The 24714-nt window shown below is 65.2% G+C and carries 25 protein-coding genes; 13 read left to right on the top strand and 12 right to left on the bottom strand.

What is annotated here, in order from left to right; translation table 11 throughout:
- The first annotated feature begins 221 nt into the window (after positions 1-221).
- Positions 222-617: a hypothetical protein gene (locus WIMU1_RS04075; protein ID WP_133248744.1), complete on the top strand. Its 396-nt coding sequence runs from the start codon at positions 222-224 to the stop codon at positions 615-617.
- Between the two features lie 63 nt (positions 618-680).
- Here the strand turns inward: WIMU1_RS04075 and WIMU1_RS04070 are convergent, their stop codons facing one another.
- The gene (locus WIMU1_RS04070; RefSeq protein WP_062795216.1) at positions 681-2279 is read right to left on the bottom strand and encodes an ABC-F family ATP-binding cassette domain-containing protein; all 1599 of its coding nucleotides are present in this window, start codon (positions 2277-2279) and stop codon (positions 681-683) included.
- A 211-nt stretch (positions 2280-2490) separates the two neighbouring features.
- On the opposite strand from WIMU1_RS04070, the gene WIMU1_RS04065 reads away from it, so the two are divergent.
- Together WIMU1_RS04065 and WIMU1_RS04060 are read left to right on the top strand one after the other, a co-directional pair.
- On the top strand, positions 2491-2937 hold the full coding sequence (locus WIMU1_RS04065) for a GNAT family N-acetyltransferase (RefSeq protein WP_211339031.1): 447 nt from the start codon (positions 2491-2493) through the stop codon (positions 2935-2937).
- Between the two features lie 51 nt (positions 2938-2988).
- On the top strand, positions 2989-3315 hold the full coding sequence (locus WIMU1_RS04060) for an HPr family phosphocarrier protein (RefSeq protein ID WP_062795214.1): 327 nt from the start codon (positions 2989-2991) through the stop codon (positions 3313-3315).
- Between the two features lie 47 nt (positions 3316-3362).
- Here WIMU1_RS04060 and WIMU1_RS04055 read toward each other — a convergent pair whose 3' ends face one another.
- The 7 genes from WIMU1_RS04055 to WIMU1_RS04025 form a co-directional block, all read right to left on the bottom strand.
- A complete protein-coding gene (locus WIMU1_RS04055) occupies positions 3363-4436 on the bottom strand; it encodes an MSMEG_0565 family glycosyltransferase (RefSeq protein WP_245969126.1) in 1074 nt (357 codons plus the stop codon).
- A 41-nt stretch (positions 4437-4477) separates the two neighbouring features.
- Entirely contained in the window at positions 4478-5314 is an 837-nt protein-coding gene (locus WIMU1_RS04050) for a carbon-nitrogen hydrolase family protein (RefSeq protein WP_062795212.1), read from the bottom strand.
- A gap of 50 nt (positions 5315-5364) precedes the next feature.
- The gene (locus WIMU1_RS04045; protein WP_062795211.1) at positions 5365-5676 is read right to left on the bottom strand and encodes an MSMEG_0570 family nitrogen starvation response protein; all 312 of its coding nucleotides are present in this window, start codon (positions 5674-5676) and stop codon (positions 5365-5367) included.
- Between the two features lie 44 nt (positions 5677-5720).
- Positions 5721-7130, bottom strand: coding sequence for an MSMEG_0567/sll0787 family protein (locus tag WIMU1_RS04040; RefSeq protein WP_062795210.1), 1410 nt, complete (start codon positions 7128-7130; stop codon positions 5721-5723).
- A gap of 2 nt (positions 7131-7132) precedes the next feature.
- Complete coding sequence (locus WIMU1_RS04035) at positions 7133-8188, bottom strand: MSMEG_0568 family radical SAM protein (protein WP_062795825.1); 1056 nt, start codon at positions 8186-8188, stop codon at positions 7133-7135.
- 93 nt (positions 8189-8281) lie between these two features.
- Positions 8282-8806, bottom strand: a complete 525-nt coding sequence (locus WIMU1_RS04030) for an MSMEG_0572/Sll0783 family nitrogen starvation response protein (protein ID WP_062795209.1) — start codon at positions 8804-8806, stop codon at positions 8282-8284.
- A 258-nt stretch (positions 8807-9064) separates the two neighbouring features.
- Positions 9065-9745, bottom strand: coding sequence for a TetR/AcrR family transcriptional regulator (locus WIMU1_RS04025; RefSeq protein WP_062795208.1), 681 nt, complete (start codon positions 9743-9745; stop codon positions 9065-9067).
- A 188-nt stretch (positions 9746-9933) separates the two neighbouring features.
- Between WIMU1_RS04025 and WIMU1_RS04020 the strand changes: the two genes are divergently transcribed.
- The 3 genes from WIMU1_RS04020 to WIMU1_RS04010 all read left to right on the top strand — a co-directional run bounded on the left by WIMU1_RS04020 (position 9934) and on the right by WIMU1_RS04010 (position 12815).
- On the top strand, positions 9934-11106 hold the full coding sequence (locus WIMU1_RS04020; protein ID WP_030169363.1) for an acyl-CoA dehydrogenase family protein: 1173 nt from the start codon (positions 9934-9936) through the stop codon (positions 11104-11106).
- A gap of 84 nt (positions 11107-11190) precedes the next feature.
- On the top strand, positions 11191-12333 hold the full coding sequence (locus WIMU1_RS04015) for an acyl-CoA dehydrogenase family protein (RefSeq protein ID WP_062795207.1): 1143 nt from the start codon (positions 11191-11193) through the stop codon (positions 12331-12333).
- 26 nt (positions 12334-12359) lie between these two features.
- Positions 12360-12815, top strand: coding sequence for an SRPBCC family protein (locus tag WIMU1_RS04010; RefSeq protein WP_023957098.1), 456 nt, complete (start codon positions 12360-12362; stop codon positions 12813-12815).
- A 4-nt stretch (positions 12816-12819) separates the two neighbouring features.
- Here the strand turns inward: WIMU1_RS04010 and WIMU1_RS04005 are convergent, their stop codons facing one another.
- On the bottom strand, positions 12820-13608 hold the full coding sequence (locus WIMU1_RS04005) for an HAD-IIA family hydrolase (protein ID WP_062795206.1): 789 nt from the start codon (positions 13606-13608) through the stop codon (positions 12820-12822).
- Positions 13609-13745: 137 nt separating this feature from the next.
- Between WIMU1_RS04005 and WIMU1_RS04000 the strand changes: the two genes are divergently transcribed.
- From WIMU1_RS04000 to WIMU1_RS03980, 5 genes are read left to right on the top strand one after another with little or no spacing between them, the layout of a single operon-like run.
- Positions 13746-15107: a dipeptidase gene (locus WIMU1_RS04000; protein ID WP_062795823.1), complete on the top strand. Its 1362-nt coding sequence runs from the start codon at positions 13746-13748 to the stop codon at positions 15105-15107.
- Positions 15107-16342, top strand: coding sequence for a molybdopterin molybdotransferase MoeA (gene moeA, locus WIMU1_RS03995; RefSeq protein WP_062795205.1), 1236 nt, complete (start codon positions 15107-15109; stop codon positions 16340-16342). The genes WIMU1_RS04000 and moeA overlap by 1 nt, the downstream gene beginning before the upstream one ends.
- Before the next feature lie 28 nt (positions 16343-16370).
- Positions 16371-17084, top strand: coding sequence for a phosphatidylserine decarboxylase (locus WIMU1_RS03990; RefSeq protein ID WP_031331973.1), 714 nt, complete (start codon positions 16371-16373; stop codon positions 17082-17084).
- Positions 17081-18052 (top strand): CDP-alcohol phosphatidyltransferase family protein, encoded by a 972-nt coding sequence (locus WIMU1_RS03985; RefSeq protein ID WP_062795204.1) that lies wholly within the window; start codon positions 17081-17083, stop codon positions 18050-18052. Before WIMU1_RS03990 ends, WIMU1_RS03985 begins: the two co-directional genes overlap by 4 nt.
- Positions 18053-18104: 52 nt before the next feature.
- Positions 18105-20336, top strand: coding sequence for an AAA family ATPase (locus WIMU1_RS03980; RefSeq protein ID WP_062795203.1), 2232 nt, complete (start codon positions 18105-18107; stop codon positions 20334-20336).
- A gap of 16 nt (positions 20337-20352) precedes the next feature.
- On the opposite strand, the gene WIMU1_RS03975 is transcribed toward WIMU1_RS03980, so the two are convergent.
- On the bottom strand, positions 20353-20877 hold the full coding sequence (locus WIMU1_RS03975; protein ID WP_062795202.1) for a hypothetical protein: 525 nt from the start codon (positions 20875-20877) through the stop codon (positions 20353-20355).
- 189 nt (positions 20878-21066) lie between these two features.
- Between WIMU1_RS03975 and WIMU1_RS03970 the strand changes: the two genes are divergently transcribed.
- Together WIMU1_RS03970 and WIMU1_RS03965 are read left to right on the top strand one after the other, a co-directional pair.
- On the top strand, positions 21067-21621 hold the full coding sequence (locus WIMU1_RS03970; protein WP_062795201.1) for a dihydrofolate reductase family protein: 555 nt from the start codon (positions 21067-21069) through the stop codon (positions 21619-21621).
- Positions 21622-21850: 229 nt separating this feature from the next.
- Positions 21851-23419 carry an HNH endonuclease signature motif containing protein gene (locus WIMU1_RS03965; protein ID WP_158599287.1) on the top strand — a complete coding sequence of 523 codons (1569 nt, stop codon included), beginning with the start codon at positions 21851-21853 and terminating at the stop codon, positions 23417-23419.
- A gap of 35 nt (positions 23420-23454) precedes the next feature.
- Here WIMU1_RS03965 and aroQ read toward each other — a convergent pair whose 3' ends face one another.
- Positions 23455-24057 (bottom strand): gamma subclass chorismate mutase AroQ, encoded by a 603-nt coding sequence (gene aroQ, locus WIMU1_RS03960; protein WP_062795199.1) that lies wholly within the window; start codon positions 24055-24057, stop codon positions 23455-23457.
- 149 nt (positions 24058-24206) lie between these two features.
- The gene (locus WIMU1_RS03955; protein WP_116916489.1) at positions 24207-24629 is read right to left on the bottom strand and encodes a hypothetical protein; all 423 of its coding nucleotides are present in this window, start codon (positions 24627-24629) and stop codon (positions 24207-24209) included.
- Between the last annotated feature and the right edge of the window lie 85 nt (positions 24630-24714).

Genomic DNA, 24714 nt, shown 5'->3' with positions numbered 1-24714 from the left:
CCGGCGAGCCTGGCTACAGCCGAACTCGACCGCGACGGCAACGGAGTGGCGGCGAAACCTGACCTCAGACACACACAGGCCAGCAGACCTAGCGCGACAACTTCGACCCGATCCGGGCTTGCTCGCGCCACAGGTTCCGCGATTCGGGCACGGCAGGCGAAACTCGGGGACTCCCCCACCTACGTGTTGAAAATGCCTCTGCCAGGGTGCAGTCTGCCGGCATGGCCCGATCTCTCGGTTCCGAAGCCGCCGACGCCCTCGTCCATCAACTGGGAAACGACATCGTGGGTGATCAGTTCTACCGATCCGAACAGTGGGATCAGCTTGCGCTTGTAATCAACCTCGATCGCCGCAAGCAGATGTTCGGCTACGTGTATACGGCCGGGGACTGGGAAGCCGCGAGCCCCGACGGCATAGAACCGTTGGCGACCGCACACAAGCTGCAACAGGCCATGCGCCTGCCTGACGCATTGCCCTGGAAGAAGTGTCTGGTGAGAATCGATCGCGGAACCGCCACGATCGACATCGTCTTTGACTACGAAGGAACCGAGTGGGTTCCCGATGTGGTCGATCCTGAACGTCTCGCCGTGAGTCTCAAACCGGTGCCGCGGAGCTGATCTCGGGCGTACCGGCAGTGGCTCGCCTGATCCACACCCCGTTGGCGTCGTGCCCAAGACCGGTCACACCCCCACCGCGATGACGTCACCCGATCGCAACGACAACGACCGGGTGACCCCGAGCCGGGACAAGAAGTCTTCATCGTGACTGACCACGACCAATCCTCCGCGAAAGCCCGACAACGCCTCGACGAGCTGGTCGACGCTGTCCATGTCGAGATTGTTGGTCGGCTCGTCCATCACCAGCAGTTGAATGGGTGGTGACGCAAGGAGCAATCGCGCCAGGGCAACCCGGAAGCGCTCGCCTCCGGACAGGTCGCCGATCAGCCGTTCCACCGCATCCCCGCGGAGGAGGAATTGGGCGAGGCGGCCGCGGATCGTTTCCGGATCGACGCCCGGGACGGCAGCGCTGACTGTGTCGAGGACGCTCTCGGACGGATCGAGGTCGTCCAAACGCTGCGCCAGATAACCGATCCGATCCGTGTGAGCCACCATGTGCGCATCGCCGACGGCCGGCTCGACTCCCCACAACGTCCGCAGCAGCGTTGTCTTGCCCGCTCCGTTGGGCCCGGTGATGGCCACACGTTCAGGACCTTGGATGACGATAGTCTCTGTAGCCGAACGGATCTCGGCCAGGCGCCGGCCGGCGGGCACATCCGGATCAGGCAGTTCGATACGGATATGGCGATCATCGCGGATGGACTCATTCGCCGCGTCAATGGCCTCGCGGGCTTCGCGCACCTTGTCGGCGGCCTGTGTCCGAACCCGGCCGGCGGTGTTCTCGGCAGCGCGTTTGCGTTTGCCCAACAGTATCTTCGGCAGATTCCCGTCCGCGGCGTCTTTCCGACCGGACCGGGCCCGGCGGGCGAGTTTGGTTTCGGCCTCGACCCGTTGTCGCTGTTCGGTTTTCAGTTTCTGTTCGGCCACCCGCAGATCCCGATGGGCCGCCTCCTGTCGATGTCTGACGTATTCGCGGTACTCACTGAGCGGTCCGCCGAACAGGGTGATCCGGTTCTCCCGCAACTCAGCGGTGGTGTCCATCAGCTCGAGCAGCGCCGGGTCGTGCGAGACCACCAACAACGTGCCGGGCCAGGCGCGCACCATGTCGTACAAACGCTGGCGGGCATCACGGTCGAGGTTGTTGGTCGGCTCGTCCAACAAAGTGATGGGTGCAGCCGCCAACCACAGACCGGCGATGGCAACGAGCATCGACTCACCGCCCGACAACGTGCCCACCTCGCGGCCCAGTTCGATGCCTTGCAGGCCCGCTTGGCGCAGCGCATGTTCGGCACGGGTGTCGATGTCCCAGGCATCTCCCACGACGTCGAAGAGTTCAGGGGAGGTGTCTCCGGCCTCGATCGCCCTGAGTGCATCGACCCGGGCACCGATGCCCAGCAGATCGGCGACCGTACTGTGCACCTGCAGTGTCAGAGTCTGTGGCAGATAAGAGGTTTCGCCGACCACGTCGATCGATCCCGACGTGGGTATCATCTGCCCGGCGATGAGCCCGAGCAACGTCGACTTACCGCTGCCGTTGGCACCGATGAGTCCGGTGCGGCCATGCCCGAAGGTCGCCGTGACGTCGGACAGGGCGGGCGTGCCGTCGGGCCAGTCGAAAGAGATCTCACGTAGGACAACAGCTGATTCGGTGTTCGGGCGCATGTGGCTCCCAAGGGTGAGTGGTGGAAGACGCACCAACTCGATGACCGCGTGATAGCAGCGGTCGAGACAGGTCGGCGCGCTAGGACGCGGGGCCGTCGACTGTCTTCACTGCATTCCTCACTGCCGGGAACAGAACGTGATCGAGTGTGCGGGATGTAGGCGAGCGACGCAACTGCTTTTCCGGCCCCTCCGGTGTTGGCACACTGTTCTCATGACGATGATCCGTCCGGCCCGGCCCGACGATGCCGACGCGCTGACGCAGTTGATCGCGGTGTCGTTCGAGCCCTACATCGAGCGGATCGGTGCACGACCCGGGCCGATGTCGACCGACTACACGTCATTGATCGGACTCGGCTCGGTGTGGGTGGCCGACCGTGACGGCGATGCCGTGGGCACCATCGCGTTGACGGCGAAAGACGACCACCTGTTGCTCGACAATCTCGCCGTCTCCCCATCGGCTCGCGGACTGGGTGTGGGTTCACAGCTGCTGGAGTTCGCCGCCGACCACGCGCACTCGTGTGGACTCGGTGAATTGCGGCTCCACACGAACGTGGCAATGACCGAGAACCTGCAGTACTACCCGCGGCGGGGTTTCCGGGAGACCCACCGCGCCACCGTGGACGGGTTCGAGAGGGTCTACTTTTCCCGGACACTGTGACCGCCGGTGGTTACCCTCGATGGGGTAACTGCCAGCCACGGAAAGTGCCCGATGTATCTACAGGACTTCGAATCAGCCGGAACGCTGACATTCGACGCTGCTGAGAAGATCTCCTGGAAGACCTCGGAGTTCGACACCAAGATCATGCTGGTGGTCGATCGCCGCCGGGTGAATGCGAATTGTCTGGCCCTGTGCTGGGACGAGCTCGACATCCACCGCGGCACGCCGGTCGCGATCACTGTCGGCGAAGGGCCTACCCACAACGACGCCGAGGAACGCCGGGCACTGGTCGCGATGGTCGACTACTTCCAATCCATGACCGTTCCCGAATCACCGAAGAGTCGCCGACGACGCCGGTTCTCCTTCGGCGGGCACTGACCCGGGCCGGCACCGATCCCCGCAGAACGGCCCGGCGTGGTCGACGGTCAGCCGTGTTGCCGATAGAACTCGAGGTGTTGTCTGGCCGCATGCGCCCAGGTCAAGCCGTCCGCAAGGGTGCGGCCACGGGCCAGCCGGCTCCGGTCGGGTGTGAGCGCGGCGCTCAGCTCCGATGCCAGATCGGCAGGGGTGGCGGCGTAGCGAACCGTGTCGCCGAACACTTCGTGGAGCACGGGTAGGTCGCGTGTGACCACCGGGGTCCCGGCCGCGAGCGCTTCCATCGCCGCCAGCCCGAACCCTTCCTTGGTGGATGGGAAGGCGAAGACCGACGCCTCGGCCACCAGTGCGGGCAACTCGTTATCGTCGACAGGGCCGAGCACGATCGGTGAGATACCCAGGTCCGCCATCCGCTGGTCGAACTCCTCGCGGTAACCCCGGTAGTCGAACAGGGTCTCTCCCCCGGCGAACACGAGTTTCAGATCGGGGTGCTCGCGAACCATCAGCGCATGGGCGTCGAGCAGGTCGATGCTGCCCTTGCGCGGCTCGATGCCCCCGACCGCGAGCACGTACCGGCCCAGCCGCGATCGCCAGCGGGCGCGCCCGGCCACGGCTTCGGACGAGTCACCTGCGGCCGCCGCGAACCGGGCGGACTGAACCCCGTTCGGGATGACAACCGGCTGGTAACCCCAACCTTCGTGAACCTCCCGTGCGACCGCTGCCGACACACAGATCCGCGCATAGGGTTCGACGATCGCCTTTTCGTGGCATGCCGCGAGAACCGGGGTGGTGAACTGGTCGAGATGGTGAATGGTACGGATACACCGACCGACCGCATTCGCGCTGATACAGTCCTGCGCGTGCACGATATCGGCTGCGTCACGGTCGAATTCGGTCCGCAGCACCTCGATCGACCGCACGATCCGGTCGGTGACGGTGTCGCCGTCGCGATCGGTGAAGCGGGCCAGACGCACCGTGACAGCCGGATCCACCGGTCGGAAGAACCCTGGATCGCCACCCCTGGCCAATGACCAGACCGTTACCTCCGCACCCGCATGCGCCAGTGCCTCCGCGAGATTGAGGGTGTGCACAACACCACCGCGAGGCTTGGTCGAGTAGGTCACGAGGGAGATTCTCGGCGGTCGCTCGCCGGCCCATGCCGACGTCACGACTCGTCCCGCCAGTAGGTGTCCACCCGACGTTCTCGGAGATGATGAAGCACACGGCGCGCCCGGTCGACCTCCGCATCGATGTCGATGTCGCACACCGCCATTCCGCCTTTCGCCCACGTCTTGGCGAGCACTTCCCCGCCGGGGCCGACAACCTTCGCCTGACCGAGGAACCGCAACTTGCCCATCACTCCCGTTTGATTCGACGAGACCAGCACCACTTGATTCTCGGCGGCGCGCGCTGCGTCGTACAGGTCGAACAGACGAGACTGCCGGTCGTTGGGAAGCCGTGACGCACGGTCGGTCACGCTGGCGGGCCAGGCCGACAGCGCGGCGATGATCCGGGCACCGTCGAGCGCCAAGGTGCGCGCGGCCTCGGGAAACGTCTTGTCGTAGTCGATCAGCATCCCGATCCGGCCGACGGGAGTGTCGAACCCCCCGAAGTGATCGCCTGCGGAGTACGCCAGCGACTCGCCTGCAGGCTGATGAACTTTGCGGTGCACACCGAGTACGCCGTCGCCGGACAGGCACGCGGCCGCGTTGTAGCGTTGGCCGTCAACGTCTTCGGTGTATCCGACGCATACCGTCATCGGTCCCGCGGCCTCAGCGATTCGAGCCATCTCCGGTCCGTCGATGGCCACCGCAGGAGGGAGGTGATCCACATCCGGTGCCCGGAGATCACCGATGTAGCCGCCGAGTGACGCGTCGGGCAGCACAAGCAGATCCACGTTGTCTCGAGAGGCCGCTTCGATGATGCCGACGATCTTGCTCACCGCGCGTTCGACGTCCCGACCGAAGTGGGCTGCCAGTGCGGCAACACGAATGGGTGGCATGGGAGAAGACTAGTGAACCGCGGCAGGTGTGGGCGGGATGCTCGCCGAAGTCATCGGCCGGTGCTCTTGGGTTCGATGAGATCAGCACCGGTCATCGCGAGCACCTCGACAGCACCTTCGGGCATGCGGCGCGACACCGCTCGGATCTCCGACATCTGCGCGGCCGCCGACGTGCATGCGAACCCGAACTTCGCACGTACCCGGTCACTCGCCTCGGTGAGGGCACGTGTGGTGAGGCTGACGAACTCCGGTACGGGGTAACGCCCACCCACCTCGAGGTGGTCGTGCATCACCAAAGAGGGCGAATAGCACTGCTGTTCGGTTCCGTTCGGCCAGCGCACGGTGAAGCTCATCTCAGGCATGGGTCAGGACCTCGGCTCGATGTGTCGGTGGTTTGTACTCTGACTCATGCTTCTCCCAACCCGGTCACAGTGCTGTGCACGGCGCTCGTGACGGCACCGTCCGGCCAGCGCAAACCGACACCTGGGGTGTCGGTCAACCGACCACACGTCGCCGAGATTGCCGGTCCGGCATCGGGTATAGTCCGTCCCGGATCATCGGCGGTGATCATCGCGAAGCCGGGGAACGCGGTGACCCATTCCCCCACCGTGACACCTGCCGGCCGCGGTATGGCGGCGACGTCGAGAATCGCTCCTGTGCCGCTGGCCTCGGCGAGCATTCCCGTGGTGCCGACCAGACCCGCCATACTGACGTCCTTGGCCGCGGCCGGCGCGGCTCGCCGGACGAAGGTGCCCATCCGCTCGAGTTCGTCCGGCCGACGAAAGGACGTCGAATCCCATTGTTGCCCTGCGTAACCGCGGCGCCATCCGCCACCCACATCGGTGGTGAGACGCAGGGTGTGTCCCACCCTGCCGCCGCCGGCCGGCACCGGCGAGCCGGTCCGGCCCAGAGCGGTCACCGACAATGACGCCGGCACCCCTGACTGTGTGTGACCACCGAGTACCGGGACATTCCACGCCTCAGCGGCTTTCGCCATTCCCCGGATGATGCGCGTCAGTTGTGAGCGGGTCGGCGCCCCCACCGCATCGAGCAATCCGACGGGCGTGGCACCCATCGCCGACAGATCGTTGAGGTTCACGAGAACTGCGCACCAGCCGGCCCATTCGGGGTCTCGCTCCACCATCGACGGGATGATGGCGTCGCATGCGGCGATCATGTCGGTGCCAGGCACAGGGCTGCCGTCATCTCCTCGGAAGCCTGCGGGGCCCAGACCGGAAGCATGACCGGACAACGGCGCCAGCACGTCGGCGAGCATCGCCTTCGTCCCTGCCACCAGGCGCTCGATCTTGTTGATCGGCCAGCGCATTGCCGCATGCGCGGTACCCGCGACGTCCACCTCCCCGGTGTGGTCCCACCCGAGTGATGCGAACATCGAGCGGTAACGCACCTGTACCGCCGCATCGAACCGCAAGACGCCTGCATTCTCGGCGTAGGCACACGCCGCGCGTACCAGCGCAGGCCCCACCCCGCGTGCCTGATCGGTGGGAAGTACCACCAGCCTGCTTCCCGTCCACCAGCCGATGTCCTCGCCGGTGGCAGGGGCCAGACGCACGCCGCCGAGTACTGTGCCGTCGTCGGCCACCGCACACAACACCACCGTGCGCGGATCGTCGTCGAGGTCATCGCGATCGGTATAGGCGAAGAGTTGTTGTGTACGCACGAACGCGTCCTGACGCAAAGCTCGATACGACGCCAATTGTGCTGCCGTGTCGGCAGGTTGGATGATGAACCCACCGGGGGCGGTGACGCGCCGCGGACCGGTGAGAATGGACAGATCCCTGGCTTCGGTACGCATCGTCAACCACCCACATTCTGTAGAACACTGCAGGCGCCACAGGCCGCACAGCCCGCCTTCTGGTCCGAACCTGCCATGCCGGCAGCCGTGAGTTCCTTGGCAACCCGCCGGGTGACGGCTTCGACCACATCCGCCCGCGGAGCCTGCGCGAAGTCCACATCGACCGCAAGTGAACCCGGGTGTGGACGGAACGGCACCACAAAGGGATACACGCCCATCTCGATCAATTCGCGTGCGCCGTCGACCAGTTCGTCGGGATCTTCACCGAGTCCGATGAGGAGGTACGTGGACACCTGATTACGGCCGAACACCCGCACCGCCTCGGCCCATGCGGCCCGGTACTCGCCGATGGACACCGTGGCCTTGCCCGGCATCCACTGCGCGCGGACCGCGTCGTCGAGGGACTCGATGTGGATGCCGATCGACTCCGCGCCGGCTTCACGCAGTTCCGTGAGCGTCGCCAGGTCGCCCGGAGGTTCACACTGCACCTGGATGGGCAGTTGTGGGACAACCGCTTTGACCGCTCGCACACACCGTGCCAGGTGCTTGGCACCACGGTCTCCGGCCGCAGAGGTACCGGTGGTCATGACCATCTGCTTCACCCCGTCCAGGCGCACCGCCGCTTCAGCGACCTCGGCGAGTTCAGCCGGCTTCTTCACGGCCACGGTGGCTCCCGCACGCAGCGATTCCTCGATGGTGCAGAAGCGACACCGCTGCGCCGGGTCGTAGCGGATGCAGGTCTGCATGACCGTGCTCGCCAGGACGTCCCGGCCATGTAGTTTGGCAATCTTCTCGTACTCCGTGCCCGAACCGGTGCGGAGGTCGTAGAACGCCGGCCGATCGATGGCCGACACATCCAGTCCCAGGTCTTCGGACGAACCATCCAGGAGAATTTGGTCACCCTCAAGGACATAGGGACTCAACGGGTTCCGCGGAATCGCTGCGTTGATCCCGTTGATGACGAGATGGCCGTCGTCGCTGGGACCCGCACCAGCCGAACGCCTGACCGGCAACGAACCCCGCACGCCGAGCAACGCAAGATCCACGCGGGCCGACAACGCTGATTCCGGTCGAGCTCCGCTGCGCTTCGTCTGTGACTCCGGTCGAGCTCCGCTCCGCTCCGTCTCCGATTCAGGCATATCGGAGTGCCCTCAGACCATGTACGTGGAGTTGATGATGGCACCCTTACGGGCGTAATGAATCAACGCATCCTGCACATCAAGCGGATGAGCCGGAATCACACCCTCGATCAAATCCTCCTCACGACCACCATGAAGTGCCAACCCGAACCGACAGCAATACACCGTCCCACCCTCACCGATGAACGTCCCCAACGAATCATTGATGTTCTGCTCCCCCGGAAAACCCGAATCACCAGTCGTCGGAAAACCACGCGTAGCCAGGCAATTGATCGCACCAGGACCATAAAAATACAACGCCGACTCAAACCCCTTCCGCAACGCCCGCGTCGCCTGCAACACCGCCACAAAACTCACCGACGACTCATGCGCAATCCCATGAACCAACGTGAAATACGACTCCCCACCCTCAGCCTGATAATCCGGGAACAACTTCGTCCCCCCATAAATGTTGCTGCCCTTCGGCAACGACGGATGCGGGATCTCAGCCAACGACTTCTTGATATTCTCGGCAATCAACTGATCGATATCGGACACGGGTCCTCCTGGAGGGCGAAGATAGATGCCGCCTCGGCCGCATTGCCGATGAGCGAGAGCCGAAGTGGGCTACGTGTTCCAGTACAGAAGTCGCCTGTTTCCCGGTGGTTATCCAGGGAATAACACTGTGCTGCAGGAGTCTCACCGCTGTAACGAGCCGGTAATCACCGCTTCCGCACAGGGCGCCTGACCCCGATGGCCCGAGGTAGCCGCACTCTGTGCGGGGCCGCAAACCCGTTCACATCGGTGCGTGCGCTGTCACTGCGCGTGGAGACCACTCGCGGTGCGGTCGATGTTCTCCATGTGAACAGGTGCGAGATGTTTGAGGCCCGCGTGCGCAAGCGCAGTGGCAAAGAGTCCAACCTCGTGGGGTGGGAGCTCGAGGGCGAGGGCCTGCCGGCCGCCGTGGATGGCGATGCCGGCCAGCATCGAGGCGAGGAGCTCGGCGCTCTGCTCGGGCGCGGGCAGAGCCCGCAACGTGTAGTAGGCACGGATGCGCATGGCGATCTGCCCCGAGATGCTCAGCACGAGTTCGTCGCGGATCTCGGCGTTGGGCCCGGAGGTGACATCACCGAAGAGCAGCCCGAAGCCGGCAGGATGCTCTGACGCGTAGCGGAAGAAGGCCACCATGTCAGCCTTGACCTGCTCCTCCATCGACAATCCCGAGGCGGACTCGTACGCCGCGAACAACCACTCGCGAAGTTTGTCGGCCTCCCGGACCAGGCACGCCCGGTAGAGCTGCTCCTTGCTGCCGAAGTGGGAGTAGAGCGTCGGCTTGGTGGCATCGGCCTGCTGCGCGATGGCCTCCATGGAGGTTGCGTGATAGCCGTTGGCGTGGAACACATCTCGCGCTGCGTCGAGGAGCAGGTCGTCGCTTGGCCGGTTCCCGTTGCTGCGACGGGACGGCGCAGCACCCGATCGTTGCCGAACTTTGGCCATGGTCGCGATTTTACGTCACCGCCGCGCCTGCCAGTCCTCACGCTTCGCCCTTGGCACCACACCGTTCATCAGCTAGAATCGGCTTTGTTTGACCGACGAGTAAAACTCTGTGGCGCCGCGAGAAAAAATTGCGTTGGACCATGCCGGAGTTCCTTACGCACGCACACGATCGGGAGTATCAAGGAACAATGCACCTCAAACTGAGCGACGACGAAGTTGCCTTCCGCGAGGAAATGCGGACCTTCTTCACCACCGAGATCCCCAAGGAGATCCGCGAGCGGACCGCCGCGGGCACGCTGAACTTCCCCGACGACATGATCACGGTTCAGCGGATCCTGAACGAGCACGGTCTGGCAGTGCCGAAGTGGCCTTCCGAATGGGGCGGCCGCGACTGGACTCCCGTGCAGAAACACATCTGGCAGAACGAGATGAACCTCGCCTCCGTGCCCGAACCCCTCGCGTTCAACACCGACATGGTCGGCCCGGTGATCGCCAACTTCGGCTCTCAGGAGATCAAAGAGCGTTTCCTCCCCGCCACAGCCAATCTCGACATCTGGTGGTGCCAGGGTTTCTCCGAGCCGGAGGCGGGATCCGACCTGGCATCACTCAAGACCCGTGCGGTTCGCGACGGCGACCACTATGTGGTCAACGGTCAGAAGACCTGGACCACCATGGCCCAGTACGCCGACTGGATCTTCGCGCTGGTGCGCACCAACCCCGATGCACCGAAACGCCAGGCGGGGATCAGCTTCCTGCTCATCGACATGAAGACCGAGGGCATCACCGTCAGGCCGATTCAACTGGTCGACGGCGGCTTCGAGGTGAACGAGGTCTTCTTCGAGAACGTCCGGGTGCCGGTGGAGAACCTGGTCGGCGAAGAGAACGCAGGCTGGGGATACGCGAAGTTCCTGCTCGGCAACGAGCGAACAGGTGTCACCCGGGTGGGCATCACCAAGAACCGCCTCGCGCTGGCCAAGGAGCTGGCCGCGAAGACACCCGTCGGCGACGGCACCCTGCTGGAGGACCCCCTGTTCGCCGCGCGCCTGGCCGAACTCGAAAACGAGTTGCTCGCACTGGAATTGACGCAGTTGCGGGTAGTGGCATCGTCGGCAGACGGCAAGCCCGATCCGGTCTCTTCGGTCTTGAAGCTCCGCGGTAGCGAGCTGCAACAGGCGTCCACCGAGATCCTGGCCGACCTCGCGGGAGTCGACTCACTGGCTGTGGACGCGGCGGACATCGGCTCCCCGCACTGGGCGCAAGAAACCGTTCCGACGTACCTCAACCACCGCAAGGTCTCGATCTACAGCGGCTCGTCCGAGGTCCAGCGAACCATCATCGCGTCCTCCATCCTCGGCCTCTGACCACGACCTCCCCATCTACGGACTTCATCCCTGATGCCGACGTCGAGCGCTCGCGGCACCAACTAACGAAGGACTGCCTTCACCATGGATTTTGAACTCAACGAGGAACAGACGATGCTGCGCGACACCGCGCATGACGTCCTGACCAAGTTCTACGACATCGAGAAGCTGCGCGAGGTCACCGCCACCGACCTCGGCTGGAGCCGGGACGTGTGGAAGTCGTTGGCGGAGATCGGCATTCTCGGTCTCCCGTTCAGCGAGGACGACGGTGGCATGGGAGCCGGGCCCGAAGAGGTCGCGGCCGTACTCGGCGAGATCGGTCGCAGTCTTGCTCCAGAGCCCGTGCTCGACGCGGTGTACGTGCCCGGCGGACTCATCGCCGAGACCGGCAGCGCGGAACAACGTGCCCAGTACCTGCCACAACTCGCCTCCGGCGAACTCCTCGCGGCATTCGCGCACACCGAACCGGGCGACCGGTGGCCGAGCGCTGCTGTCAGTACCACCGCCACGGCATCGGGAGACGGCTACGTCCTCACCGGCCGTAAAAACCCTGCGTTGCACGGCGATTGCGCCGACGTCCTGGTGGTGACCGCCCGTATCGACGCCCAGGGCCAAGGGCAAGGCGAGATCGGCCTGTTCCTTGTGGACGCCACCGCGACCGGCGTATCTCGCACCCCGTTCCGTACGCACGACATGCGGCGTGGTGCCCAGGTGGAACTACAGGAGGCTCCCGCCACCCGACTGGCCGAGGGTGATGTGGCCGCGGCGCTGGTGCGTTCGGAAGTGGTCACGCAGGTCGCACTGTGCGCCGAGGCCGTCGGCGCCATGGAGGAATCGCTGCGGTTCACCACCGAATACCTCAAGCAGCGCAAGCAGTTCGGCGTACCACTGGCGAAGTTCCAGACCCTGACCCAGCGTGCCGCCGACATGTACGTACTCCTCGAGCAGGCCCGCAGCATGAGTCTCTACGCCACGGTCACCCTGGCCGACGGCGACGTCAACCCGATCGTCGCGTCGCGGGCCAAACTGCAGATCTGCCGTTCCGCCCGCAAGATCGGGCAGGAGGCCATCCAGATGCATGGCGGCATCGGCATCACCGCCGAGTACCCGGTCGGGCACTACGTGAGCCGGCTGCTCGCCATCGAACACACCCTCGGCGGCGCGTCCGAACATCTCCGAACACTGTCGAATCAGATCGCGGACTATGACAAGATCCTGATCGGATAGTGACAACGTTCATTGACAGGAGTTCCATGGCTGCCCCACTGCTCGAAGCGTCCACTCACATCAAGGCCACACCTGAGCAGGTGTGGAAAGTGGTGTCCGACCTGAAGCGGATGGGCGAGTGGAGCCCGCAATGCCGCAAGGTCGTGGTCCGCGGGGGCGGTCCCGTCACTCTCGGCACCAAGACTGTCAACGTGAACAAACGCGGTCTGCTGGTCTGGCCGACCACCGCAAAGGTGGTCCGGTTCGAACCGAACAAAGAGATCGCGTACAAGATCAACGAGAACAACAGCGTGTGGAGCTTCACCATCACCCCCACCGAGGACGGCGTGGAGCTCACCGAACGTCGTGAGGCACCCAACGGCACCACCAAGGTGTCGTCGACGCTGATCAACCTGGCATTCGGCGGCGAGAAGTCGTTCGACGCCGAGCTCACCGACGGGATGCAGCAGACGCTGGGCAAGATCAAGGCGTCGGTGCGCTAGCGCACTACAGTTTCTTCAGCAGTGCGGGCAGGTCCGCGATCGAGTCGATGACGTGATCGGGGACCTGCCCGAACTCGTCCTTGACCAGGGCGTCGAGTTGTTCGGGCAAGAACTTGCCGGTCCGCACCAACACGCCGGTGATCGCGGTCTTCTGGGCGCCCAGCACATCGCTGTACATGTCGTCGCCCACCATCACCACCCCGCCCGGATCACCGACGCCGAGCATCTCCACGGCCGAACGAAAGCCCAGCGGTGACGGTTTGCCGATCGCGCGGATCTTCTTTCCGGTGGCCTTCTGGAGGCCTTCGAGGTACACCCCGGTGTCGATCTTCGGTCCGCTGCTGGTCGACCACGTGAGCGACCGGTGCATGGCGATGGTCGGTACGCCTTCGATCATCCAGCCCAGGGCTCTCGACATCAGCTCGTGGGTGAACGACGGTCCCGCGCCCCCGAAGACCACCACTTCGGGGTCGTCGTCGACGAGATTCACCCCTGCCATGTCCTCGTTGACCGCACCCTCGTTGAACACCACAACCCGCTTACCGGGGTGTTTGGTGCGCAGGTACTCGGCCGTCAACACGGCGGCTGTCACGATCTCGTCGTCACGCACGTTGAACCCCACGTCGGTGAGCGCCTCGGCAATCTGCGCTCGCGACTTGGATGTGGTGTTGGTCAAGAACATTCGCGGCAGGCCGGTGGCGGCGATCTCCTCGAGGGCTTCGACGGCACCGGGCAGGGCTTTCCACGAGGTGACGAGCACCCCGTCGATGTCGAGCAGCAACCCTTCGGCCATACCTGAGAAACCTAGTCCTGCCAACGGTCGATCGCACGCGGGAGCCGACAGGTCCGACAATTCTCACAGCGCCGCCCGATCATGCCGAACTCGACTTTTCTGGCGGTCGTGGTGGTCCTTCCGGCATGCTTGGCACCATGGCCGACCAGCTCTCGACGCAGTACTCGACCCTGTCCAAACGTGTGACCGGCCTGATGTCGCGCGCTCACTCCGACCTCGCCGACCTCGTGTCGTTGCCGTCTGTACACATCGATCCCGACAAACGGGATGACTGCCGCGCCAGCGCTGCCTGGGTTCGTGGCGCGTTCGCCGACGCCGGGATCGAGACGCAGGTGTACGACACCGTCGACGGCAGTCAGGCCGTGATCGGTCATCGCCCTGGCCCGCCAGGATCGCCGACCGTCTTGCTGTACTCACACCACGACGTGCAGCCGGCCGGCCCCGAAGATCTCTGGAACTCGCCGCCGTTTGCACTCACCACTCACGACGGTCGCTGGTTCGGGCGAGGTGCGGCGGACTGCAAGGGCAACGTCGTCGCCATCCTCACCGCGCTGCGCTCATTTGCGGCGCTGCCGGCGTTGGGAATTCGAGTGGTGATCGAGGGCTCGGAAGAAGCCGGCGGCGAGGGTCTGGATCAACTCGCCCGCAGGCAGCCAGACCTCTTCGATGCGGACATGATCCTGATCTGTGACACCGGAAACGTGGCCCCGGGTGTACCCACGCTCACCACCAGCCTGCGTGGGGTCGCGGGCGTGAAGGTCTCGGTCGAGACCCTCGCATCGGAAGTGCATGCGGGACAGTTCGGCGGCGCGGCCCCCGACGCGCTTGCCGCACTCATCGCCGGGTTGGCGTCCCTGCGAGATGCGGACGGCAACACCACGATCGACGGGCTGCCCGCCAGTCAATCCTGGCCCGGCGCAACCTACGATCCCCTGCAGTTCCGCTCCGACTCCACAACGCTCGACGGTGTGGACATCCTCGGCTCGGGCACCCCTGCAGAGATGGTGTGGGCGCGGCCGGCGGTGACGGTGATCGGTTTGGACGCACCGAACACCGACGACTGCGTGGCCGCCATCAACCCACGCGCCTCGGCGATGCTCAACCTGCGTGTGCCACCCGGCGTGAATCCCGGTGTGGCCGCGTTGGCACTGGAAGGTCATCTGCACAAGCACATTCCGTGGCACGCCAAGGTGCAGGTCGACACCGTGATGACCGGGGCACCGTTCGCTGCCGACACCTCGGGCCCTGGGTACAAGGCGCTCACCGAGGCGATGGGCAAGGCGTACCGGGCCGAGGTGGTCCATTCCGGTCAGGGTGGATCGATACCCCTGTGCACGGTGCTCTCGGAAATCTGCCCCAGGGCCGAGATTGCACTACTCGGCGTCGAGGAACCGAATTGCCGGATCCATGCACCCAACGAGAGTGTGGATCCCGACGAGATCTCGAAAACCGCACTGTCGCTTGCCCTCTTCCTCGCCACGTACACGGTGGACGCCTGATGCGCACAGTCGAGGAACACCAGGCCATCGTCGCAGCCTTGTTCGCCGAGCCCCGGCCTGTCACCGTGCCTGCCGCAGCCGCCCTTGGCAGGGTGCTCGCCGACGATGTCGTCGCCGGGGTCACGCTGCCCGGCTTCGACAACTCGGCGATGGACGGCTACGCCGTCATCGCCTCGGACATCGCGCACGCGACGGAAACCGATCCCGTCATTCTGCCTGTCGCAGAAGACATCCCGGCAGGGCGAACCGATCAGCTCACCCTTTCTCCTGGCACGGCCCACCGCATCATGACCGGAGCACCCGTGCCGGCCGGAGCGGACGCGGTGATCCAGGTGGAGCTCACCGACGGCGGCGTCTCCGAGGTGAGGATCAACGCACCGGTCCCGGCCGGAGCCGCCATCCGCCCCGCCGGTTCCGATATCGGCTCAGGGACCCGTGCCCTCTCGTCCGGGCGCGTTCTGCACGCACCGCAGTTGGGCCTGCTGGCTGCGCTCGGTATCGCCGAGGTCGCCGTGTTCGCGCCGTTACGGGTGCTGGTCCTGTCGACCGGAAGTGAGCTGGTGCCCGCAGGGACGCCGCTGCAATACGGACAGATCTACGAGTCCAACGGCGCGATGCTGACCGCCGCGGCCATCGAGGCCGGGGCGATCTCCGAACAGGTGCACTTCGTACCCGATGACGTCGACCAGTTCCGGGCACGACTCGACGAGTACGTCGACGGCGCAGACGGTACCGCCGTCGACCTCATCATCACCTCCGGCGGCGTCAGCGCCGGCGCCTACGAGGTCGTCAAGGATGCGTTGGTCGGTCACGGGGTGGAGTTCGCCAAGGTGGCCATGCAGCCCGGCATGCCGCAGGGTTGCGGCACCTATACGAGCTCGGGGGGCACAGCTGTCCCGATCATCACCCTGCCTGGCAATCCGGTGAGCGCTCAGGTGTCCTTCGAGGTGTTCGTCCGGCCGGCCCTGCGCGCAGCCATGGGCCTGCCCGCCTCACGGCGGACCACCACCGCGTCGGTCACCGAACCGATCACCTCTCCGAGAGGCAAACGCCAGTTCCGCAGGGGTGAACTCACGATCGCCGACGGTGTCGCCTCGGTGCGACCCATCGGGCCACCGGGTTCGCATCACCTGGCGTTCATGGCATCGGCAAACGCATTGCTCGACATCGCTGCGGACACCGACAGGGTCGAGACCGGCGCCGACGTCGAAGTGCTGATCCTGGAGGACAGCTGACCGATGAGCACCTGCGACAATGGCGGCCATGGCCAGACGACCCAGACCTACTGAACCCGAGAGTGTGACCCGCCTGGCACATTTTGCCGACCTCGTGCGGGAAACCGTGCCACCGATCCACCGGGCCGGTGTGCCGTTCGTGGCGGCGGGCGCCGCCGTGGCCCTCGCCGGCCGACGCCACGGCTGGATCCGGACACCGGCAACCGCAGCCACACTCGCCACCGCCGCGTTCTTCCGTCACCCGAGCCGGGTGCCCCCGAACGCTGCCGGAGTAGTGGTCGCACCGGCCGACGGGCAGGTCGCGTTGGTGGACCATGCCCCGCCACCGCACGAGCTCGGACTGGGCGACACTCCCCGACCACGCGTGTCGATCTTCCTCTCGATCTTCGACGTACACGTGCAACGGATCCCGATCGCCGGCACGGTCGAGTCGGTCGAATACCGGCCGGGCAAGTTCGTCAGCGCCGACCTCCCCGATGCAAGCGCCGAGAACGAGCGCAACTCCATGCTGATCCGCACCGCCGACGGCACCGAGTTGGTGGTGGTGCAGATCGCCGGGCTCATCGCCAGGCGCATCGTGTGTGAGGCCCGCCCCGGCGACCCGGTGACGCTCGGCGACACCTACGGCTTGATCCGGTTCGGATCACGTGTGGACGTCTACCTGCCCGAGGGCACCCGACCGCTCGTCGCCGTGGGCCAACGCGCCGTCGGCGCGGAGACCGTGTTGGCGCAGCTGGGATGAAAGAGTCCGTTCGCAAGGAACCCGTCCGAAAGGATCCGGGTCGCAAGGACACGGGCCGACGTTCCGGCAGCCGGGTGGTACCGGCAGGTAGTCCGAGGCGGCGGCGCCGTCCGAGCCGTGCGGGAACACTGAACACCGGCAAGCTCCTCGTTCCGTCGGCGCTCACCGTGCTTGCCATCTGCGCCGGCCTGTCGGCCACCAAGTTCGCTCTCGATGGCCGAATCCACCTGTGCGTTGCCATGATCGCGGCTGCGGCGCTCCTCGACGGCCTCGACGGCCGGGTGGCCCGCTTGCTGGGGGCGACCACGCGTATCGGCGCCGAACTGGATTCTCTCGCCGACGCCATCAACTTCGGGGTGGCCCCCGCGTTGACCCTCTACGTCCTCCTGCTCGAGGGCAACGACGTGGGATGGCTGCTGTCGCTGATCTATTGCTGCGCAATCGTTTTGAGGTTGGCTCGGTTCAATACACTGATCGACGAAGACGACACACCGCAGTACACCAAGGATTTCTTCGTGGGTGTACCCGCTCCCGCCGCCGCTCTCATCGCGATGTTGCCCATCGCCCTCGAAGAGCAATTCGGAATGGGATGGTGGACCTCGGATGCCACCGTCGGCACATGGATGACCATCACTGCACTGCTGGCCGTCAGTCGTCTGCCGACCGCATCCCTGAAGTCGTACGCGGTGCCGCCGAATGCGTTGGTGCTGGTGCTCATCGGGGTGGCCCTGTTCGCCGCCGCGCTGCTGACCTACCCGTATCTGCTCATGGTGGTGGCGATCGGTCTCTACCTGCTGCACATCCCGTTTGCCTGGCGCACCAAGCGATGGGTGGCCAGCCGACCGGAGACCTGGGACTTCCACCCCCGGGAACGCCGGGCCGAACGACGCGCCATCCGGCAAGTGCGGCGCGGCAGGCCGACCAAATCGTCGGCCCGTCTGGGCCTGCGCCGCCCCGGCGACCAGTAACGGGTAGCGAGCACCAGCCCGCGCCGATCGCCGCAGACGGTAGTTTTGCCCTGTGACTCCCGCATCTGCCGCGTCTCCGCAACTGACGCTGACCGCCCGGCTCAACCTCTCGGCGGCCGAGGCGCGCCGCGGCATCGTCAGGGTGCATCCCGAGGTCCTGGCCGCGTTGGCGTTGCGTGAGTGGGATGGGGTGGCCGTGATCGGCTCGCGTACCACCGGCGCGGTGATCGCAGCCACCGATGCGTCCGCGCCCACCGGCATCGCGCTGCTCGACGAGTTGACGCTGTCCAACGCGGGCCTGAAGTCCGATGCCCCGGTGGTGTTGTCCCCCGTCGTGGTGCACGGCGCCACCCGCGTGATGGTGCGCGGTTCGCGGCTGACCGCCGATTCGGTGGACGAGACCACCCTGCGGCGCGCACTCCTCGGAAAGGTGGTGTCGGCCGGGGATGTGGTGTCACTCTTGCCGCGAGATCTCGGTCCCGATTTCGCGACGTCCGACGCCACTCGTTCGCTGGCGAGATCGGTGGGCATCACCTGGACCAACGAACTGCTCACCGTGGTGGACGCCGACCCATCCGGCCCGGTGAGCGTGCAACCGAACACCGCAGTGCTGTGGGCGGACAAGAGCGCCGGCCTGCCGACGACCACCGAAGCGGCCACCAGTGCATCCACCCGGCACACACCGGCCAAGGCGACCGTCAGTACTGCTCCCCCGGCTCGGACCGTCGACGAACTCGTCGGCGTCGACGCACAGGTGGACAAGCTGACCGAATGGCTCGGCCTCGCCCTCGACAACCCGGAACTGCTCACCGCTCTCGGGGCGCAAGCCCGACTCGGTGTGGTGCTCACCGGCCCACCCGGGGTGGGCAAGGCAACCGTCGCCCGGGCCGTGTGCGCCGGCCGAGCTCTGGTCTACCTCGACGGCCCGGTCACCGGCGCGCTCGAGGCATCCGGGCGGCTCGCTGCTGTCAAAGATGCGGTCAGTCAGCTGGTGTCGGCAGCGTCCGACACGGGCGCGGTGTTGCTCATCAGCGATGTCGAGGCGCTGCTGCCCGCCGAGGCAGACCCCGTCTCGGCGCTCATCCTCGACGCCTTACGCACGGCGATCACGGCTGACCGGGTGGCTCTGATCTGCACCAGTTCGGCGCCCGAAAACCTCGACCAACGGCTCCGCGATCCCGACCTCTGCGACCGCGAGCTGTCGATCGGATTGCCCGACAACAAGATCCGGCGAGGGCTCCTCGGTGCGCTCTTGGAGTCCGTGCCCACCGGAACCATCGACCTCGGCGCGATCAGCGCTCGTACACCCGGTTTCGTCGCCGCCGACCTCGCCGCCCTCACCCGCGAGGCCGCCCTGCGGGCAGCTGCCCGCAGCGCCCGCGACGGCAAGCCACCTACGCTCATCGAGGCCGATCTGCTGGGCGCACTGGAGGTGATCCGGCCGGTGTCCAGGTCGGCATCGCCCGAGGTCGCGGTCGGCAGCCTGACGCTCGACGAGGTCGGCGACATGGTGGAGACCAAACAGGCGCTCACCGAGGCCGTGCTCTGGCCGCTACAGCACCCGGACACCTTCACCCGGCTCGGCGTCGACCCACCCCGCGGTGTGCTGCTCTACGGTCCCCCCGGATGCGGCAAGACCTTTGTGGTGCGGGCACTCGCCGCGTCCGGACAACTGAGCGTGCACAGCGTCAAAGGTGCTGAGCTGATGGACAAATGGGTCGGGTCATCGGAGAAGGCAGTCCGCGACCTGTTCGACCGGGCACGCGAGTCGGCGCCATCGCTCATCTTCCTCGACGAGATCGACGCGCTGGCCCCACGCCGCGGTCAGTCGTCGGACTCGGGCGTCGGCGATCGTGTGGTCGCCGCGCTGCTCACCGAACTCGACGGTGTCGAACCCCTACGGGATGTGGTGGTCCTCGGCGCAACGAACCGCCCTGATCTCATCGACCCGGCACTGCTGCGTCCCGGCCGTCTGGAGCGGCTCGTGTTCGTGCCGCCACCTGACGCCGATGCCCGCGCCGCGATCCTGCGGACGTCGAGCAAGTCGGTGCCACTGGCAGAAGACATCGATCTCGACGAGCTCGCCGCGGAGCTGGACGGATACTCGGCCGCCGACTGCGCCGCACTGCTCCGAGAGGCTGCTCTGGCCGCGATGCGGCGGAACATCGACGCAGCCATCGTCACCGCCGAGGACGTCGGGGTGGCGCAGGACAAGGTTCGGCCGTCCCTCGATCCGGCCCAGGTGGAGAACCTGCGTCAGTACGCCGAAAAGCGTGGAGCCTGAAGCTCTCTTGCGACCCTCAGTGGGCCAGCGACGGCGTCTTGGTCAGCGACGTCGTAGATGCGGTGCGATGCCGACGCGCGGCCAAGGCCGTGCCGACGAGCAATCCGAGCACCGGCAGCGCGACGAAGACCACGCCCCGCGACAGGGTGGTGCCATGGCCCGCGGTGTCCTGGAACACCAACTGCTGGGGAATGAGCCAGACCGCACCCGCGGCCCCAGCGCCTCCGGCCGTGCACCCCGCGATGAGCAGACCATCGCGTACTCGTGGGGTCACCGCCGTGTTCGCCCGCTCGAGAAGACTTTGCACCGCCAATCCCGCCAGCCCGAAAGTGGCCCCGAAGATGTAGGGCAGCCACCAGATCACGTCGGGAGTGTCCACCGACTGGTACTGGCCTGCAGCCTCCACCGGAGCACGCTGGTGCCCGTTGTCGGTGACGAACCATGCGCCAGCCGCCACCACACCGGCGCACAAGCCGATCAGGCCGGACCAGTCCCACAACCGATACACCTCGACCTCAGGCTGATTTGACGCTTTCACCACCTCAGTATTGTCGAGGCATTGTTAATTCGCTGGCGAACACGACGGCGGAGCAAGGGGTGCACCGGCGCCACGTGTCTCTTCTCGCGTGATTCCTCTGCAATTCGTGTCGATTTCCGGTTCTCCCATTCGACGTAGGGATGAGAACAGCTTCGGCACGGGCCGAGGCACCACCCATCACGGAGGTTTGTCATGCGCACATTGATCGTCACCGCATTCGTCTCGCTGGGCGGTGTCATGGAAGGGCCGGGCGGCGAGCCCGGGTATCGCAATTCGGGGTGGACCTTCAAAGATGTCGAGTTCGACGAAGCTGCCTACGAGATCAAGGGGCGCGAGCAGGAGGAGACCACAGCACTACTGCTGGGCCGCACGTCGTACGAGGCGTTCGCTCCGACCATGGACGAGTTCGCCGAGTACAACGCGATGCCCCGATACGTCGTCTCCACAACACTGCAGAAGGACGACCCACGTTGGCCGGCCACGATCCTGCGGTCGGTTGACGATGTGGCGGCACTCAAAGAGACCGAAGGTGGCCCAATCGCCGTGCACGGCAGTGCGACCCTGGGTCGCGGTCTTGCCGACGCGGGTCTTGTCGATCGCTACCACCTCTTGGTGTTCCCCCTCCTACTCGGCGCCGGCAAGCGCCTGTTCAGTGAGTCGGACAAAGACACCACCAAGCTCAACCTGGTCGAGCACGAGGTGTACGGCAACGGCATCCAGAAGCAGGTCTTCGATGTGGTGCGGTAAGTCGAGCCGATAACTTTGTAGCGCAACACTGTTCGTAGCTGCGAAAGTCCGCCGCGGTGTAGCGCAATCAAGCGCAGGGCTTGTGTCCGTCTGCAGGTGTTGCAACACCTGCAGACGAACACAAAGCCTGCATAAACTCGGAACTCGTCAGATTCGAACGCATGTTCGACAATGTCCGATTCTGTTGGTAGACTTGATGAACGGGGTTCGAGGGCTGGGGGGCTTGTCGATGAGTGATTCAGTGACGGTGGATCCACCGCCAATGCCGGTGTTGGTGGGGTTGTATCGCGATCTTGATGCGGTGCTGCAGCGGATTGCTGGTGCGTCAGCAGCTGATGTTGATGATGTGCAGGTTGCTGAGTTGGTGCGGGTGAACGAGAGAGTGGTTCGGGCACTGACGTTTCAAGGCCTCAAGCGGTTGCAGGAGGTGAATGATCGGGGCCTGTTCCGCAAGGCTGGTCATTCGACGTTGCACCGGTTTGTGATGAATGAGCTGCGGGTCTCTCGTGGTGATGCCTCCTCGCGGTTGAAAGCACTTGATGCTGCTGGTGTGTTGTTGTCGATGCAGGGCGAGGCGCTGCCCCCGAAATGCCCGGCCGCCGCCCACGCCCTCGCCGACGGGGCAATTGGGTTGGCGCACATGGATGTGATGCTCAAAGTCCGCGATCGCATTCCGCACAAATCAGCGCCGGAAGTGTATGACGTGGTCGATGCGTGGATGACCGACAACGCCCGCGTATTGACTCCGACTGAGCTTGAGGTGTGTGGTCGGGAAGTGTTGGCGCGAGTCGATCCGGACGGGACACTCACCGATGACGCTGACCGCAAACGCAACCGGGGTTTGTCCGACGGTGCGCAAGGGTTGGACATGATGGCCAAAATTGCCGGCAACCTGGACCCGGCAACGTTGGCGTTGTTTCGCACGGTGATGGATGTGTGGGCAGCACCCGGGATGAACAACCCTGATGACCCGAACTCACCCACCGGCGCCGTCGACGACCCGACCATGGACCCCGCGATCATCGAGGCCGCGGCCGGGCGTGACACCCGTTCCCGTTCCCAGCGACAGCACGATGCGTTCAAAGCAATCCTCAAGACCATCCTCGAGTACAAACTGCTCGGCACCTCCCACCGTGGCCTGCCAGTGCAGGTCATCATCACGATGACCAAACAGCAACTTGATGAGGCCGCCGGGATTGCCCACACCGCCTCCGGTGTTGATATGCCGGTCAAGGACGCTCTCGAACTCGCCGCCCGGGCGGATTGGTCGTTGGCGGTGTTCGCCAACCACTCCGCCGACGTCCTCTACTTCGCCCGGGCCAAACGCACCGCCCAACAAGGCCAACGGATGGCGTTGTTCGCCAAAGACCGAGGCTGCACCAGCCCAGGCTGCCGTAACCCCATCTCCTGGACCGAAATCCATCACACCACCGCCTGGGCAGACGGCGGACACACCGACATCGACGAGCTGGCCCCGGCGTGCATCCCGCACCACGCGATGATCGGCCCCGGCGAGGATCAGTGGCAGACGGTGATGGTCACCGACGGGCCCGATACGGGCCGAGTGGCGTGGATCCCACCGAAGTACATCGACCCGGACCAGCAGCCACGCATCAACCGGGCCCACCACACCGACCACACCATCGAAACGGCATGGCAGAACATCATCGCCGAACGCCAAGCGGCACTCAACGAACGCGAACAACGCACGCAGCAGCAGCAGCAGCAGCAGCAGCAGCGAAATGCTCCACCAATTGTGGGTTCCGAATCAGACGACGAAGCAACGCATCTCGAATAAAACCTCGACGAGGGCGATCCGGCCGCACACCTATCTCAGCAAATATGTTGCACTGCAACCCGCATCGCCGTCACGATGCTCGGAATCATTGCGGGATCGCCGGCGTCGGCGATGACCCGTGCAGCGGTCGGACCGCTTGCCGCGACTACCGACAGTTGGCAGAGCTGCGGTGAGGTGTTCGCCGACCTCACCCCGGCAAGGTCGGTCAGGAGGCGTGAGGAGATGCTGTCGAGCTTGGCCCGTAGATCCGACAGCGGCGGGTTCGGGATGGACAACTGCGCTTGGTCCGAGAGCGTCCATGTGGAGAAATACGCGTATTGAACACCGGTCGCCGCCTGTACCTGATCGGTGAAGAACGCAGCCACCCGCGCTCGATCCAGCCCGTGAGCGGCCGCCGAGTCCGACGCGGCCTGGACGACCGTGGCCGCACGAACAGGGTCGTTGATCGGGCTGCCGGAGTGCCACTTCGACTGGGCGACCTCGTGGGCCACGATCAATCGGTCACCAATAGTGTTGACCAACTGAACGACTGGATCATGTCCTACCGGCGTCGCATGAGCTGTCGGGCCCGCCAACACCGCACCGACTGCGGCCAATGACATCACCAGGAACGACGCAACAATTCGTACTGCCCGCATTCTTCCTCCGACCCGTCCAGCCCAATTCCATGCGACCGTACTCGCCGAGACCGGGCCCAGCGTTGCGAATTGCCGCACGCCAATCCTTCAGCCGCCCGCCCATTTGCTGCGCTGGCCGGGCCGGGGCGCGCGACAACCGATGAGCAATGTCAGCGTTGCGACACGAGATAAGTGATCGACGTCGGGCCGCTCGGTGAGCCGGCCGTGGTCCCGATCACCACTGTGTAGCGCTTGCCGTCCTTGTCGGCTCCATACCCGACGACGGTCTGGCCACCTTCTTGCCGACGGAACTCCTCGGTGAACCCGGCGTCGGTGAGGACCTTGCCTGCGTTGTCGAAGGGATTCCCCGCGTCGGGCTTGCCGGCGACGGTGAGGTTCCAGCCCTCCTGCGCGGTCCCGCCCGCGGCGAGTATCGAACCCTCGATCAGCGGTACCTGATCCGGGAAATCTTGCGGCAGATTCACTGACCCGACCGTCGTGGATTCAGCCTCCTCGCTGTCTCCGCCACACGCTCCCAACACCAGCGCAAGACCCGTGATCATCAGCACCAAAACCACTCGCACCCGACTCATGCGAACAGAGTAGGGGGTGGGGTCCGGTTGTGCCCGATCGGCTGCGATCTTGTCGGGAACACCAACTTGTCCGTTTTGCGGTGAC

The organism is Williamsia muralis NBRC 105860 (genome assembly GCF_001598915.1).
Taxonomy (GTDB): Bacteria; Actinomycetota; Actinomycetes; order Mycobacteriales; family Mycobacteriaceae; genus Williamsia; species Williamsia muralis.
Note: the sequence above shows the minus strand (reverse complement) of the source record. Positions and strands in the feature narration are given on the sequence as shown.